Source organism: Microbacterium saccharophilum (assembly GCF_007992455.1).
Classification (GTDB): Bacteria; Actinomycetota; Actinomycetes; order Actinomycetales; family Microbacteriaceae; genus Microbacterium; species Microbacterium saccharophilum.
The window spans coordinates 71,215-84,196 of record NZ_BKAH01000004.1; the positions used below are offsets into that span (position 1 = coordinate 71,215).

At 70.7% G+C, this 12,982-nt stretch carries 10 protein-coding genes and 2 tRNA genes; 5 read left to right on the plus strand and 7 right to left on the minus strand.

The window, feature by feature from the left end; genetic code table 11:
• Positions 1–41: 41 nt before the first annotated feature.
• The 3 genes from MSA03_RS06030 to MSA03_RS06040 all read left to right on the plus strand — a co-directional run bounded on the left by MSA03_RS06030 (position 42) and on the right by MSA03_RS06040 (position 2,114).
• A complete protein-coding gene (locus MSA03_RS06030) occupies positions 42–1,112 on the plus strand; it encodes a DMT family transporter (RefSeq protein WP_036272514.1) in 1,071 nt (356 codons plus the stop codon).
• A 40-nt stretch (positions 1,113–1,152) separates the two neighbouring features.
• Positions 1,153–1,229: transfer RNA gene (locus MSA03_RS06035), tRNA-Ile, on the plus strand.
• Between the two features lie 381 nt (positions 1,230–1,610).
• A complete protein-coding gene (locus tag MSA03_RS06040) occupies positions 1,611–2,114 on the plus strand; it encodes a DUF3145 domain-containing protein (protein ID WP_028495630.1) in 504 nt (167 codons plus the stop codon).
• 209 nt (positions 2,115–2,323) lie between these two features.
• Here the strand turns inward: MSA03_RS06040 and MSA03_RS06045 are convergent, their stop codons facing one another.
• From MSA03_RS06045 to aceE, 6 genes are all read right to left on the minus strand, one after another.
• Positions 2,324–3,562, minus strand: coding sequence for a beta-ketoacyl-[acyl-carrier-protein] synthase family protein (locus MSA03_RS06045; RefSeq protein WP_028495631.1), 1,239 nt, complete (start codon positions 3,560–3,562; stop codon positions 2,324–2,326).
• A 50-nt stretch (positions 3,563–3,612) separates the two neighbouring features.
• Positions 3,613–3,861 carry an acyl carrier protein gene (locus MSA03_RS06050; protein WP_028495632.1) on the minus strand — a complete coding sequence of 83 codons (249 nt, stop codon included), beginning with the start codon at positions 3,859–3,861 and terminating at the stop codon, positions 3,613–3,615.
• A gap of 73 nt (positions 3,862–3,934) precedes the next feature.
• On the minus strand, positions 3,935–4,936 hold the full coding sequence (locus MSA03_RS06055) for a beta-ketoacyl-ACP synthase III (protein WP_147050018.1): 1,002 nt from the start codon (positions 4,934–4,936) through the stop codon (positions 3,935–3,937).
• Positions 4,933–5,856 carry an ACP S-malonyltransferase gene (locus MSA03_RS06060; RefSeq protein ID WP_147050019.1) on the minus strand — a complete coding sequence of 308 codons (924 nt, stop codon included), beginning with the start codon at positions 5,854–5,856 and terminating at the stop codon, positions 4,933–4,935. Before MSA03_RS06060 ends, MSA03_RS06055 begins: the two co-directional genes overlap by 4 nt.
• Positions 5,857–5,960: 104 nt before the next feature.
• On the minus strand, positions 5,961–7,175 hold the full coding sequence (locus MSA03_RS06065; RefSeq protein WP_147050020.1) for a PucR family transcriptional regulator: 1,215 nt from the start codon (positions 7,173–7,175) through the stop codon (positions 5,961–5,963).
• Positions 7,176–7,183: 8 nt separating this feature from the next.
• Complete coding sequence (gene aceE / locus MSA03_RS06070; RefSeq protein ID WP_147050021.1) at positions 7,184–9,913, minus strand: pyruvate dehydrogenase (acetyl-transferring), homodimeric type; 2,730 nt, start codon at positions 9,911–9,913, stop codon at positions 7,184–7,186.
• Between the two features lie 152 nt (positions 9,914–10,065).
• On the opposite strand from aceE, the gene MSA03_RS06075 reads away from it, so the two are divergent.
• Both MSA03_RS06075 and MSA03_RS06080 read left to right on the plus strand, forming a co-directional pair.
• A tRNA-Val gene (locus tag MSA03_RS06075) sits at positions 10,066–10,138 on the plus strand.
• Positions 10,139–10,191: 53 nt separating this feature from the next.
• On the plus strand, positions 10,192–11,457 hold the full coding sequence (locus MSA03_RS06080) for an APC family permease (protein ID WP_147050022.1): 1,266 nt from the start codon (positions 10,192–10,194) through the stop codon (positions 11,455–11,457).
• 2 nt (positions 11,458–11,459) lie between these two features.
• Here the strand turns inward: MSA03_RS06080 and MSA03_RS06085 are convergent, their stop codons facing one another.
• Positions 11,460–12,968, minus strand: a complete 1,509-nt coding sequence (locus MSA03_RS06085; RefSeq protein WP_147050023.1) for an amino acid permease — start codon at positions 12,966–12,968, stop codon at positions 11,460–11,462.
• Between the last annotated feature and the right edge of the window lie 14 nt (positions 12,969–12,982).

A 12,982-nucleotide genomic window follows, 5' to 3' on the forward strand; every position in this document is an offset into this window, starting at 1 on the left:
GCCGTGCGTGCGGTTAGTGTCGAGGGGTGGAAGCCCTGGCCATGCCGCTCGACGACATCGCCGACCAGGTGGTGGGCGTCTTCCGTGATCCTGCGATCCTGATCGGCATCCCGCTCGCCCTGCTCGGCGCCGTCTTCATGTCCTTCGGCGCGCAGTACCAGCACCGCGGCGTACAGAAGGTCGAGGCGCTCAGCCACGTCGACGGCGGGCGCGGACTCACCGGCGGACAGCTCGTGCGCCTGCTCACCCGACCGTCGTGGGTTATCGGCACCGTCATGCTCGGGCTCGCGATCGTCTGCCAGCTCGCGGCCCTGTCCTTCGCGCCGCTCATCCTCGTGCAGCCCGTCGGGGCGATCTCCCTCGTCATCACGACGCTGCTCAATGCCCGGATCAGCGGTCACCGCCCCACCAGGCGGTCGCTCACGGCGATCGCGCTGTGCGTCGGCGGCATCCTCGTCTTCGTGACGATCGCGGCGCTCTTCGCGACCGAGACCCGCGTGCTGGACAGTCAGCTGATCACGATCCTGATCATCCTCGCGGCCGTCACGCTCGCTCTGACGGGACTGTGGCTGTGGCTGCGCAAGCGCATCGCCGCCCTGTTCTACATCGTCGCGGCGGGCATCATGTACGGTTTCGTCGCCACGCTCGCGAAGGTCGTCATCAGCCGGATCCAGACCGGCGACTTCGAGTGGCTCACGCTCGTCTGCCTCGTCGCGCTGCTCGCCGGCACCGCCATCGGCGCGTACTTCGTCCAGACCGCCTACGCCTCCGGCCCGCCCGACCTCGTGATCGCCGGGCTCACCGTCATCGACCCGATCGTCGCGATCCTCATCGGGCTCATCGTGCTGCGCGAGGCCGTGAACGCACCGCTCTGGGCGTACGTCGGGTTCGCGATCGCCGGGGCCATGGCCGTCACGGGCGTCTTCCAGCTCGCCCGCCATCACCCGCAGGTGCTCAGCGACAGCCAGGAGATCCCGATCCCGCGGGGGAGTGAGCCCGTCGACGGCCCCGCGCCCCGCACCGGTTCCATCCGGATCACGGAGGCCGTCTCCAAGGTGTGGCCCGACCCGCCCGTGGACGACGAGCGCCCCCTCGGCCCGCACCGGGGCTGACCGGGCGCACCGGGGCGCTCCGGTAGGCTCTCTGTCGCAGGGGGCGGTGGCCAAGCTGGTCAAGGCAGCGGGCTCATAACCCGACGATCGTGGGTTCAAGTCCCACCCGCCCTACCAGAGCGTATGAGAGCGCGCAGACACTCCGGGCGCCGGGGGGAGCCGACTGCGAGCCAGACGTCGCACGGATCGGTGGCGCGCGAGGTCGCCTCGGACGCCCCGAGGCGGCACGTCGCGACCCCCATTCGCGTCGGCGCCGAGAAGGGGGACCGTTCGCGTCGCCTCGGGCCGGTCCAGGCGGCGCGAAGCGCCCCCGATCCCGCGACGCGGACCACGGCGCATCCCTCGACGCACGGCCCCGCGGGCCGGCACGCGCGGCCCGGAATCACAGGGTTGTGATTCGCGCGGCGCGTGGGGGATAATGGCCCCACAACCGCATAACCCGCCGCACTCCGGCACTCAGGTCGTAGGGGAAGACGCACCTGATGAAACGGAGACGAAATGGCGACACCACAGGCGCGCGGAGTGATCTTCATCCACTCCGCGCCACGCGCGCTGTGCCCCCACCTCGAGTGGGCGGTCGGACGCGCTCTGGGGCGTGCGGTGAACTTCGACTGGGCCGACCAGCCGGTGCTCGCCGGCAGCCGGCGCGCGGAGTTCTACTGGGAGGGACCGGCCGGCACGGGCGCGTCCCTGGCGACGGCCATCCGCGGGTGGGAGCACCTGCGTTTCGAGGTCACCGAGGATCCGACGCCGCGCAGTGACGGCGGTCGCTGGCTGCACACTCCGGGCCTCGGGATCCACTTCGCCCAGACCGACACCGCCGGCAACGTCGTCATCGGCGAGGACCGGCTGCGGTACGCCATGGAGATCGCCGCGGGCGACGCGTTCGAACTCCAGCGCGAACTGCACGTCGCGCTCGGTGCCGCGTGGGACGAGGAGCTCGAGCCGTTCCGGCACGCGAGCGATGACGCGCCCGTCGTCTGGCTCCACAAGGTCGGCTGAACCACACGGTCGGCTGAACCAGACGGCTGAGACGCCTCACCCGGCGGACACACTCCACAACTGCAGACTTCAGACGGCGCGCGGCGCCAGTACCGGGCTCGGTCGACGGGTGTCCCGGGATCCGGGACCGCGTCCGCACCGTCTGACACGAAGCACGCCCCCGGATGGCTTCCCGAGGGCGTTCTTCGTGTGCGGACTGCGGGCGCGGCTCAGACCGACGCGAACGCGGCGACGGCGTTGTGACCGCCGAAGCCGAACGAGTTGCTGATCGCGAGCTGCTGACCGGATCCCAGCGGGGTGGGCTCGCCGGACAGCCGGAACGGGACGGCGGGGTCCTGCTCGGTCAGGTTGATCGTGGGCGGCGCCACGCGCTCCTGCAGCGCCATGATCGTGAAGATGGCCTCGAGCGCCCCCGTGCCGCCGAGCAGGTGCCCCGTGGACGCCTTCGTCGCCGACACCGGGATGTCGTCGATGCGGTCGCCGAACACCGTCTTGAGCGCGACGTACTCGTTCGGGTCGCCGACGGGCGTCGACGTCGCGTGCGCATTGATGTGCGTGACGTCGTCGGGGGACGCGTCGGCCATCTCGAGTGCGAGCCGCACGGCGCGTGCGGCGCCGGTGCCCTCGGGGTCGTTGGCGGTGATGTGGTAGGAGTCCGCGGTGACGCCGCCGCCGACGACGGCCGCATAGATCTTCGCCCCGCGGGCCTTGGCGTGCTCCTCGGTCTCGAGGATGAGCACGGCGGCGCCCTCGCCCATGACGAAGCCGTCACGGTCGATGCTCCCCGGACGGGATGCCGTGGCGGGGTCGTCGTTGCGGCGCGACAGCGCCTGCATGGAGGAGAACGACGCGATCGTGACCGGGTGGATGACGGACTCCGTGCCGCCGGCGATCACGACGTCGGCGAGTCCGTCGCGCAGGTGCTCGATCGCGTTGACGATCGACTCCGTGCTCGAGGCGCAGGCGCTCGCGACGGTCCGCGCGTACGCGCGGGCACCGAAGTGCAGCGACAGGTTCCCCGCGGCGGCGTTCGGCATGAGCATCGGGACCGTCATCGGCAGCACGCGCCGCGGCCCCTTCTCGCGCAGCGTGTCCCACGCGTCCAGCAGGGTCCACAGGCCCCCGATGCCGGTCGCGAAGTCGACGCCCAGACGCTCCGGGTCGACCTCGGGTGCACCGGCATCCGCCCACGCCTCCTGCGCCGCCACGAGCGCGAACTGGGAGGACGGGTCGAGTCGCTTCGCGACGGGGCGCTCCAGCACCGTGTCGGGGCGCACGAGCGCCTGCGCCGCGAACGTGACGGGCAGGTTGTACTGCTCGACCCAGTCGTATTCGAGGGTGCGGGCGCCGGACTTCCCGGCCAGCAGCGCCGACCAGCTCTCCGGTGCGGTGCCGCCGATGGGCGACGAGGCGCCGATGCCGGTGACGACGATTCGGGGAATGCTCATGGTCTCCTCGGGATGCTCCGGTGGGGGCGAGGCCCCCACCGGTGTCGGGGCTACGCCTGGTTCGACGTGATGAACGTGACAGCGTCGCCGACGGTCTTGAGGTTCTTGACCTCTTCGTCGGGGATGGTGACGCCGAACTTCTCCTCGGCGTTGACGACGATCGTCATCATCGAGATGGAGTCGATGTCGAGGTCGTCGGTGAAGGACTTCTCCAGCGCGACCTCGTCGGCCGAGATGCCGGTCTCGTCGGTGATGAGCTCGGCAAGCCCTGCCAGGACCTCGTCGTTCGTGAATGCCATTGTTTCTCCTTGTTCGGTGTCGGTCGCGGGCCCGGCCGGGCCGCTGTTCAGTTTAGGTGCGGGGTGCGCGCGGTCAGGGGAGGACGACGACCTGGGCGCCGAAGACGAGCCCCGCGCCGAAGCCGATCTGCAGCGCGAGTCCGCCGCTGAGCTCGGGGTGCTCCTCGAGGAGGCGGTGCGTGGCGAGCGGGATGGAGGCAGCCGACGTGTTGCCGGTCGTCTCGATGTCGCGGCCGATGACGACCGACTCCGGCAGCTTCAGCTGCTTCGCGAACTCGTCGATGATGCGCATGTTCGCCTGGTGCGGCACGAACGCCGCGAGGTCCCCGGGCTCCACGCCGGCTTCCTCGAGCGCCTTGCGGGCGACCTTGACCATCTCCCAGACGGCCCAGCGGAAGACCGTGGGCCCCTCCTGACGGAGCGTCGGCCATGGCGCCTGCCCGTCGCGGAACTCCACGAGCGTGTGGTTCATGCCCACCGCGTCGGCCTTCGAGCCGTCCGAGCCCCACACGGTGGGGCCGATGCCGGGGAAGTCGCTTGGGCCGATCACGACCGCGCCGGCTCCGTCACCCAGGAGGAAGGAGATCGACCGGTCGGTCGGGTCGACGATGTCGCTGAGCTTCTCGGCTCCCACGACGACGGCGTAGTGCGCGGCGCCGGCGCGGATGAGGGCGTCGGCCTGCGCCACGGCGTACGCGAAACCGGCGCAGGCCGCGTTGACGTCGTAGGCGGCGGCGGGATTGGCGCCGATGCGGTCGGCGACGATCGCCGAGACCGAGGGCGTCTGCTTCGGGTTGGAGACGGTCGCCACGATCACGGCGTCGATCTGGTCGGCCGGGACACCGGAGCGCGTGACGGCCTCGGCTGCGGCATCCGCGGCGAGATCGATGGCGGTCGTGCCCGCGACGGCGCGCGTGCGCGTGATGATGCCGGTGCGCTGGCGGATCCACTCGTCGCTGGAGTCGATCGGTCCGATGAGGTCGTCGTTCGGGACCGCGTTCTCGCCGCGCGCGGCGCCGTAGGAGTAGATCCGGGTGTGGGCCGGGCCCGTCGCCTGGTTGAGCGTGACGGTCATGCGTCGTCTCCTGTCAGCAGCGCGGTCGCGGCCGCGAGGTCGTCGGGGCTCTTCACCGCGACCGAGGGCACGCCGCGCAGGGCGCGCTTGGCGAGGCCCGTGAGGGTGCCGGCGGGGGTGAGTTCGATGATGCCGGTGACGCCGTGCTCCGCGAACGACGCCATGCAGAGATCCCACCGGACGGGGTTCGCCACCTGTCCGATCAGCAGCTCGAGGGCGGCGGGGCCGTCGGCGACGACGGAGCCGTCGCGGTTGGTCCACAGAGTGGCGCTGGGCGCCGAGACCGCCACGTCCGCCGCGGCGATGCGGAGACGTTCGACCGCGGGAAGCATGTAGCGCGTGTGGAACGCGCCCGCGACCTGCAGCGGGATGACGCGCGTCGCGGCCACGGGCTCCGCGGCCAGTGCGGCGAGGGGCTCCAGCGCGCCGGCGGCGACGATCTGCCCGCCGCCGTTGTAGTTGGCGGGAGTGAGGTCGAGCTCGGCGAGCCGGGCGAGGACGGCATCCTGATCGCCGCCGATCACGGCGCTCATACCCGTCTTCTCGACGGCGGCGGCGTCGGCCATCGCACGGCCGCGCTCACCGACGAGGCGCATGCCGTCGTCGTCAGAGACGACGCCGGAGGCGACGAGCGCCGCGACCTCGCCCACGGAGTGGCCCGCGAACCCGCCAGGACGGGCCTGGCCCGCGCGGTCGGCGAGGGCCGTCCACGCGAGGACGCTTGCCGCGACGATGAGCGGCTGAGCGATGCTCGTGTCCCGGATGGTGTCGGCGTCGGAGGTCGTGCCGTGCGCGACGAGGTCCACGCCAGAGGCCTCGGAGAGTCGCTCGAGGCGCTCACGCGCCCCGTCGAGCTCGAGCCAAGGGGCGAGGAACCCGGGGGTCTGGGAGCCCTGTCCGGGGCAGACGACGACCATCACTTCACCATCCTCCCAAGAACGGGGCGCCCTCCACTGGCGAAGAGGTCACAAGAAACACAGGAACCTTTGTGCGCGTCACACACAAAGGCCCCTGCGGCATCAGGTCAGCCGCGGCGCGGGGGCGACGGACGGCGACGCGTGACTTCCGTGCCGATGGATCCGAGGATGAGCGCGGTCTGCAGGATCAGCGCCTCGCGGGGACCCGTGGCATCCCAGCCGATGACATCCGAGACCCGCTTGAGGCGGTAGCGCACGGTGTTCGGATGCACGAACAGCTCTCGCGCCGTCGCCTCGAGCGAGCGGCCGTTGTCGAGGTAGCTCCACAGCGTCAGCACGAGATCGGTCGAGTGGGCCTGCAGCGGCCGGTAGATCCGCTCCACGAGGGTCATCTTGGCGACCGAGTCGCCGGCGAGGGCGCGCTCGGGGAGCAGGTCGTCGGCCTCGACGGGCCGCGGGGCGTGCCGCCACGCCGTCGCGACGGCGAAGCCCGCGAGGGCCGCGCGGGCGCTCTGCCCGGCGTCGATGAGCGCCGGGACCGGCGGGCCGAGGACGAGGTGCCCCGCACCGAAACCCGGCTCCAGGCGCTTCGCGATCTCAGAGAACGGGAGCGGCTCGGCGGTGGCGTCCTCGCGTCCGGGCAGGTCGGCGCGGCCGATGACGAGCACCAGCCGCGAGCCCTGCACGCCGATGAGGACATCCACGCCGAGCTTGCGCGCGAGGCGCCGCAGCTGGTCGACGTCGAACTGCGGCGGGGTCGTGCCGACGAGGACGGCGACCTCACCGTGCCCGTGCCAGCCGAGCGCCGCGATCCGGCTGGGCAGCTCCTCGTCGGCTTCACCCGTGAGGATGGAGTCCACGACGAGCGCCTCCAGGCGCGCATCCCACAGCCCGCGCGCCTCCGCGGCGCGGGCGTAGACGTCCGCGGCGGCGAAGGCGACCTCGCGGGAGTACAGCAGGATGCTCTCGCGCAGGTCCTCCCCACGGCCGGCGACCCGCTCCTCGGTCACCTCGACGGTGACGCGGATGAGCTGCAGGGTCTGCGTCAGGCTGACGCTGCGCAGCAGCTCACGCGGCGCGGCCGCGAAGATGTCCGCCGCGATCCACGGGGTCGAGGTGGGATCGTCGTACCACTGGATGAACGAGGAGATGCCCGCCTGCGCGACGAGACCCACGGTCGAGCGTCGCGCCGGCGGCATCTCCGCGTACCAGGGCAGCGAGTCCTCGAGACGCTTGATGGTGACGGTCGCCAGATCACCGGAGATCCGCCGCAGCCACGCGAGGGTCTCCGCCTTCTCCTGCGCCGTCGGACGGGCGGGCATGGACGACGTCAGCTCTCGCCGCCGGCGTTCCCGCTCGTTCCCGCGGTGACGTCCTCGAGGCGGTACTTCTCGATCGCCTGCGCGGACAGCGCGCGGTCCACGCGACCCTCATCCGCGAGCGCTTGGAGCGTCCGGACGACGAGGGACGGGCCGTCGATCTTGAAGAACCGGCGGGCCGCCGCGCGCGTGTCGGAGAAGCCGAAGCCGTCGGCGCCGAGCGTCGCGTAGCCGCGCGGCATCCAGGGACGGATCTGGTCCTGGACGGCGTGCATGAAGTCGCTGACGGCGATGATCGGGCCCTCGGTGCCCTCGAGCTTCTGCGTGACGTATGCCTTGCGGGGCTCGTCGAGCGGGTGCAGGAAGTTGTGCCCGTCGGCGGCGAGGCCGTCCCGGCGCAGCTCGGTCCAGCTCGTGACCGACCAGACATCGGCGACGACCCCCCAGTCGTCGCGGAGCAGCTGCTGCGCCTCGAGCGCCCACGGGACGCCGACGCCGGAGGCGAGGAGCTGCACGCGGTGCCCGTCGCCCTCGCCGACCGAGATGCGGTGGATGCCGCGGACGATGCCCTCGACGTCGACGTTCTCCGGCTCGGCCGGCTGCACGAGCGGCTCGTTGTAGACCGTGATGTAGTACATGACGTTCGGGTCGGGGTGGTTCCCGCCGTACATGCGCTCGAGGCCCGACCGCACGATGTGCGCGATCTCGTACCCGTACGCGGGGTCGTAGGACACCGTCGCGGGGTTCGTGGATGCCAGGAGGTGGGAGTGCCCGTCGGCGTGCTGCAGGCCCTCACCCGTGAGGGTGGTGCGCCCGGCGGTCGCGCCGATGATGAACCCGCGCGCCATCTGGTCGCCGGCGGCCCACTGGGCGTCGCCGGTGCGCTGGAAGCCGAACATCGAGTAGAAGACGTAGACCGGGATGAGCGGCTCGCCGTGCGTCGAGTAGGACGTGCCGGTCGCGGTGAACGCCGCGACGGCGCCCGCCTCGTTGATGCCGACATGCATGATCTGGCCCTGCGGGCTCTCCTTGTACGCCAGGAGCAGCTCACGGTCGACCGAGGTGTAGTTCTGGCCGTTCGGGTTGTAGATCTTCGCCGTCGGGAAGTACGCGTCCATGCCGAACGTGCGCGCCTCGTCGGGGATGATCGGCACGATCCGGTGCCCGAAGTCCTTGGCCCGCAGGAGGTCCTTCAGCAGGCGCACGAACGCCATGGTCGTGGCGATCTCCTGCGTGCCGGAGCCCTTCTTCGGCAGCGCGTACGCGCTGTCGTCGGGGAGGCTGATCGGCACGTGGTGCGTGCGGCGCTCCGGCAGGAACCCGCCGAGGCCGCGACGACGCTCGATCATGTACTGGATCGTCTCGTCCTCGTTGCCCGGGTGGTAGTACGGCGGGGCGTAGGGGTTCTCCTCGAGCTGCGCGTCGGTGATCGGGATGCGCATCGAGTCGCGGAAGTGCTTGAGGTCCTCGAGCGTCATCTTCTTCATCTGGTGGGTCGCGTTGCGGCCCTCGAAGTGGTGACCGAGACCGTAGCCCTTGATCGTCTTCGCCAGGATGACGGTCGGCTGGCCCTTGTGCTTGACGGCCGCGTCGTAGGCGGCGTACAGCTTCTGGTAGTCGAGGCCGCCGCGACGGAGCTTGCCCCAGATATCCTCGTCGGACCAGTCCTTGACCATGTCCGAGGTGCGCTCGTCCCGGCCGAAGAAGTGGTCGCGGATGAACTTGCCGTCCTCCGCGCGGTAGGTCTGGAAGTCGCCGTCGGGCGTCGTGTTCATGAGGTGCACGAGCGCGCCGTCCCGGTCGACGTCGAGGAGCTCGTCCCAGCCGCGACCCCAGACGACCTTGATGACGTTCCAGCCGGCACCGCGGAAGAAGCTCTCCAGCTCCTGGATGATCTTCCCGTTGCCGCGGACCGGCCCGTCGAGGCGCTGGAGGTTGCAGTTGACGACGAAGGTCAGGTTGTCCAGCCCCTCGTTCGCGGCGACCTGCAGCTGGCCGCGGCTCTCGACCTCATCCATCTCGCCATCGCCGAGGAACGCCCAGACGTGCGAGTCGGACAGGTCCTTGACCCCGCGGTTGGTGAGGTACTTGTTCGTCATCGCCTGGTAGATGGCGTTGATCGGGCCGAGCCCCATCGAGACCGTCGGGAACTGCCAGTAGTCCGGCATGAGGCGGGGGTGCGGGTAGGAGGGGATGCCGACGGGCGCCTTGGACTTCTCCTGGCGGAAGCCGTCGAGCTGATCGGCGGAGAGCCGGCCCTCGAGGTAGGAGCGGGCGTAGATGCCGGGGGAGGCGTGGCCCTGGATGAAGATCTGGTCGCCGCCGCCCGGGTGGTCCAGTCCCCGGAAGAAGTGGTTGAAGCCGACTTCGTACAGCGAGGCCGACGACGCGTAGGTGGAGATGTGACCGCCGACGCCGATGCCGGGGCGCTGGGCGCGGTGCACCGTGAGTGCGGCGTTCCAGCGGATCCATCGGCGGTAGCGGCGCTCGAGCTCCTCGTCGCCCGGGAACTCCGGCTCGTTCTCCGGCGCGATCGTGTTGATGTAGTCCGTCGTCGGGACCTGCGGGACGTTGAGCTGCAGCTCGTGCGACGCGTGCAGAAGGCTCAGCATGATCTCCCGGCCGCGGCCGGCGCCCTTGGCATCCACGAGCTGCTGGAGGGACTCGCGCCACTCCGCCGTCTCATCCGGATCGCTGTCGAGCGGGCCCTGCGAGTACGGATCCTGTTCGTTGACAGTCACAACAGACCTTTCGTCTTCTGGCAGGTCATGCCAGGGATGGGGCTTCGGAGGCGCGCGGCTTTGTGCAGCTCGGACAACGCATCGCCCCTCAGCCTAGCGACTCCGCGAGGGTGCGGGGTGCCTCCACGCCCGCCTCCTAGACTGGATGCGAAGGGCCTTTAGCTCAGCTGGTAGAGCGCCACGTTTACACCGTGGATGTCGTCGGTTCGATCCCGGCAGGGCCCACTGTCAGCCGACGGCGACCGTGCCCGTCACGTTCACCCGCTACCATTCCGGCGATGACCTCCGGTGCCGCCCTCTCCCGCCGCCTCGGCACGTTCGATGCGGTGCTGATCGGGCTGGGCTCGATGATCGGCGCAGGCATCTTCGCCTCGTTCGCGCCCGCCGCCGCTGCAGCCGGCGCCGGTCTGCTGATCGGACTCGCGATCGCCGGCTTCGTCGCGTTCTGCAACGCGACGGCCTCGGCGCAGCTGGCAGCGCAGTATCCGACCTCCGGGGGCACCTACATCTACGGCCGGGAGCGCCTCGGCGCCTGGCCCGGGTTCCTGGCCGGGTGGAGCTTCGTGGTGGGCAAGACGGCGAGCTGCGCGGCGATGGCGCTGACCTTCGCGGCGTACGCCGCCCCCGCCGGATGGGAGAAGCCGGTCGCGGTCGCCGCCGTCCTGGCACTGGCGGCGGTGAACTACCGCGGCGTCACCCGCACGGCACGACTGACGCGCATCATCGTCGCGGTCGTCCTCGTCGTGCTCGGCCTCGTCGTGGTGCTGGGCCTGACGACCGGCCGGGCGTCCGCCGGGCTCGCCGGCGCCGACCTGTTCGCGGGTGGGCCGTACGGCATCCTGCAGTCGGCCGGGCTGCTGTTCTTCGCGTTCGCCGGCTACGCCCGCATCGCGACGATGGGGGAGGAGGTGAGGGATCCGCGGCGCACGATCCCGCGGGCCATCGTGGGCGCCCTCGCCCTGGTCCTCGTCGTGTACGCGCTCGTCGCCGCCACGGTGCTGGTGGTGCTCGGCCCGGAGCGGCTCGCCACGAGTGCGGCGCCCCTCGTCGAGGTCGTCCTCCTCGCGGACGCCGGCGGGGCAGCCCCGATCGTCCGGGTCGGCGCGGCGGCGGCGGCGCTCGGCGCGCTGCTCGCCCTCGTCGCCGGGGTCGGCCGGACGGCGCTGGCGATGGCGCGCAACGGCGACCTGCCCGTCTGGCTCGCGGGCGTGCACCCGACCTTCCGCGTGCCGCATCACGCGGAAATGGCCCTCGCTGCCGTCGTCGGCATCCTGGTCCTGACGATCGATCTGCGCGACGCGATCGGGTTCTCCTCCTTCGGCGTCCTGCTGTACTACCTGATCGCCAATGTCGCCGCCTTCACCCAGACCCGTGAGCACCGGCGCTACGCGCGGGTGCTCCAGGCGCTGGGCGCCGCGGGCTGCCTCCTGCTCGTCGCCACGCTGCCTCCGGCCTCGATCGTCGGGGGCGTCCTCGTGGTCGCCGTGGGCGTGGGCTACCGGCTCGTCCGGCTTCGGCTCGCGCGGCGCGCGGACGAGACCTGACCTCAGCTTCCGTCCTCGCGCCCGACGACCTTCGGCAGCGCGGGGTTGCGGTAGAGCCCGGATCCCCGGCCCACGCGGGAGTTCCGCCGCGAGTACGCGAAATAGACGATGAAGCCCAGCGCGAGCCAGATGAGGAACCGCAGCCACGTCTCCACGGTCAGGTTGAGCGTCAGGTAAATGCAGATGAGGGCGGACAGCCCCGGCAGCCACGGATTCCACGGCACCGTGAACCCGCGCGGAAGTTCGGGACGGTTGCGGCGCAGCACGATGACGCCGACGGAGACGAGGATGAACGCGGAGAGCGTCCCGATGTTCACCATCTCCTCGAGCACGCCGACGGGCGTGAAGCCGGCGACGACCGCCACGATCGCGGTCACGATGACGGAGATGAGCCACGGCGTGCGGCGAGTGGGGTGCACCTTCGCGAGGCGCTCGGGCAGCAGACCGTCCCGCGACATCGCGAAGATGATGCGGGTCGCGCCGATCAGCAGCGTCAGCACGACGGTGGTGAGCCCCGCGACGGCGCCCGCGGAGATGACGGTAGCCATCCAGGTCTGCCCGTGGAAGGCGAAGGCGTTCGCGAGCGCCGCAGCCGGATCGAGGTCCCGGTAGGAGACCATGCCGGTCACCACCAGTGCGACGGCGCAGTACAGGACGGTGCAGATCGTCAGCGACGCGATGATGCCGATCGGCAGATCGCGCTGCGGGTTCTTCGTCTCCTCCGCCGTCGTCGCGACGACGTCGAAGCCGATGTAGGCGAAGAACACCAGCGCCGCACCGGCGAAGATGCCGCCGAGGCCGAAGGCCATGGGCTCGGCGCCGGAGAGGAACTGCAGGAGCGGCTGGGTCAGACCGGATGCCGCTTCGCGGGGCGCTGTCTCCGGCACGAACGGGGAGTAGTTGGCCGGATCGATGAAGAGGATGCCCGCGACGATCACGAACAGCACGATGAACAGCTTCACCGCCACGAGGACGAGATTGACCCGCATCGATTCCCGGATGCCGAGGGTCATCAGCGCGCCGAGGACGACGACGAGCAGTACGGCCATGAGGTCGACGGTGCCCCCATAACCGATGACGGCCGGGATCGGCGCCCCGAGCTGCTCCATGAGGACGCCCAGGTATGCGCTCCAGCCCTGTGCGACCACGCTCGCGCCGAGGAACATCTCCAGGATGAGGTCCCACCCGATGATCCAGGCGAACAGCTCGCCCAGCGACGCGTAGGAGAACGTGTACGCGGAGCCGGAGACGGGCACCGTCGACGCGAACTCCGCGTAGCACATGGCCGCCAGGGCGCAGGCGATGGCGGCGACGACGAAGCTCACGACGATGGCGGGGCCGGCGACCTCGTGCGCGGCGCGGCCCGTGAGGGTGAAGATGCCGGCGCCGATCACGACGCCGACGCCGAAGACCGTCAGGTCGAGCGCCGAGAGCGATTTCCGGAGGCGGAACTCGGGCTCTTCGGTGTCGGCGATCGACTGCTCGACGGATTTCGTCCTCATCAGGCTCATCGCACCGCTCCTTC

Excerpts from the sequence above, each read along its gene's own strand:
- MSA03_RS06040 (WP_028495630.1), top strand. The coding sequence starts at position 1,611 with ATGGCGACACCACAGGCGCGCGGAGTGATCTTCATCCACTCCGCGCCA.
- MSA03_RS06055 (WP_147050018.1), bottom strand. The coding sequence starts at position 4,936 with ATGACCGTCACGCTCAACCAGGCGACGGGCCCGGCCCACACCCGGATC.
- MSA03_RS06085 (WP_147050023.1), bottom strand. The coding sequence starts at position 12,968 with ATGAGCCTGATGAGGACGAAATCCGTCGAGCAGTCGATCGCCGACACC.
- MSA03_RS06030 (WP_036272514.1), top strand. The coding sequence starts at position 42 with ATGCCGCTCGACGACATCGCCGACCAGGTGGTGGGCGTCTTCCGTGAT.
- MSA03_RS06080 (WP_147050022.1), top strand. The coding sequence starts at position 10,192 with ATGACCTCCGGTGCCGCCCTCTCCCGCCGCCTCGGCACGTTCGATGCG.
- MSA03_RS06065 (WP_147050020.1), bottom strand. The coding sequence starts at position 7,175 with ATGCCCGCCCGTCCGACGGCGCAGGAGAAGGCGGAGACCCTCGCGTGG.
- MSA03_RS06050 (WP_028495632.1), bottom strand. The coding sequence starts at position 3,861 with ATGGCATTCACGAACGACGAGGTCCTGGCAGGGCTTGCCGAGCTCATC.
- MSA03_RS06045 (WP_028495631.1), bottom strand. The coding sequence starts at position 3,562 with ATGAGCATTCCCCGAATCGTCGTCACCGGCATCGGCGCCTCGTCGCCC.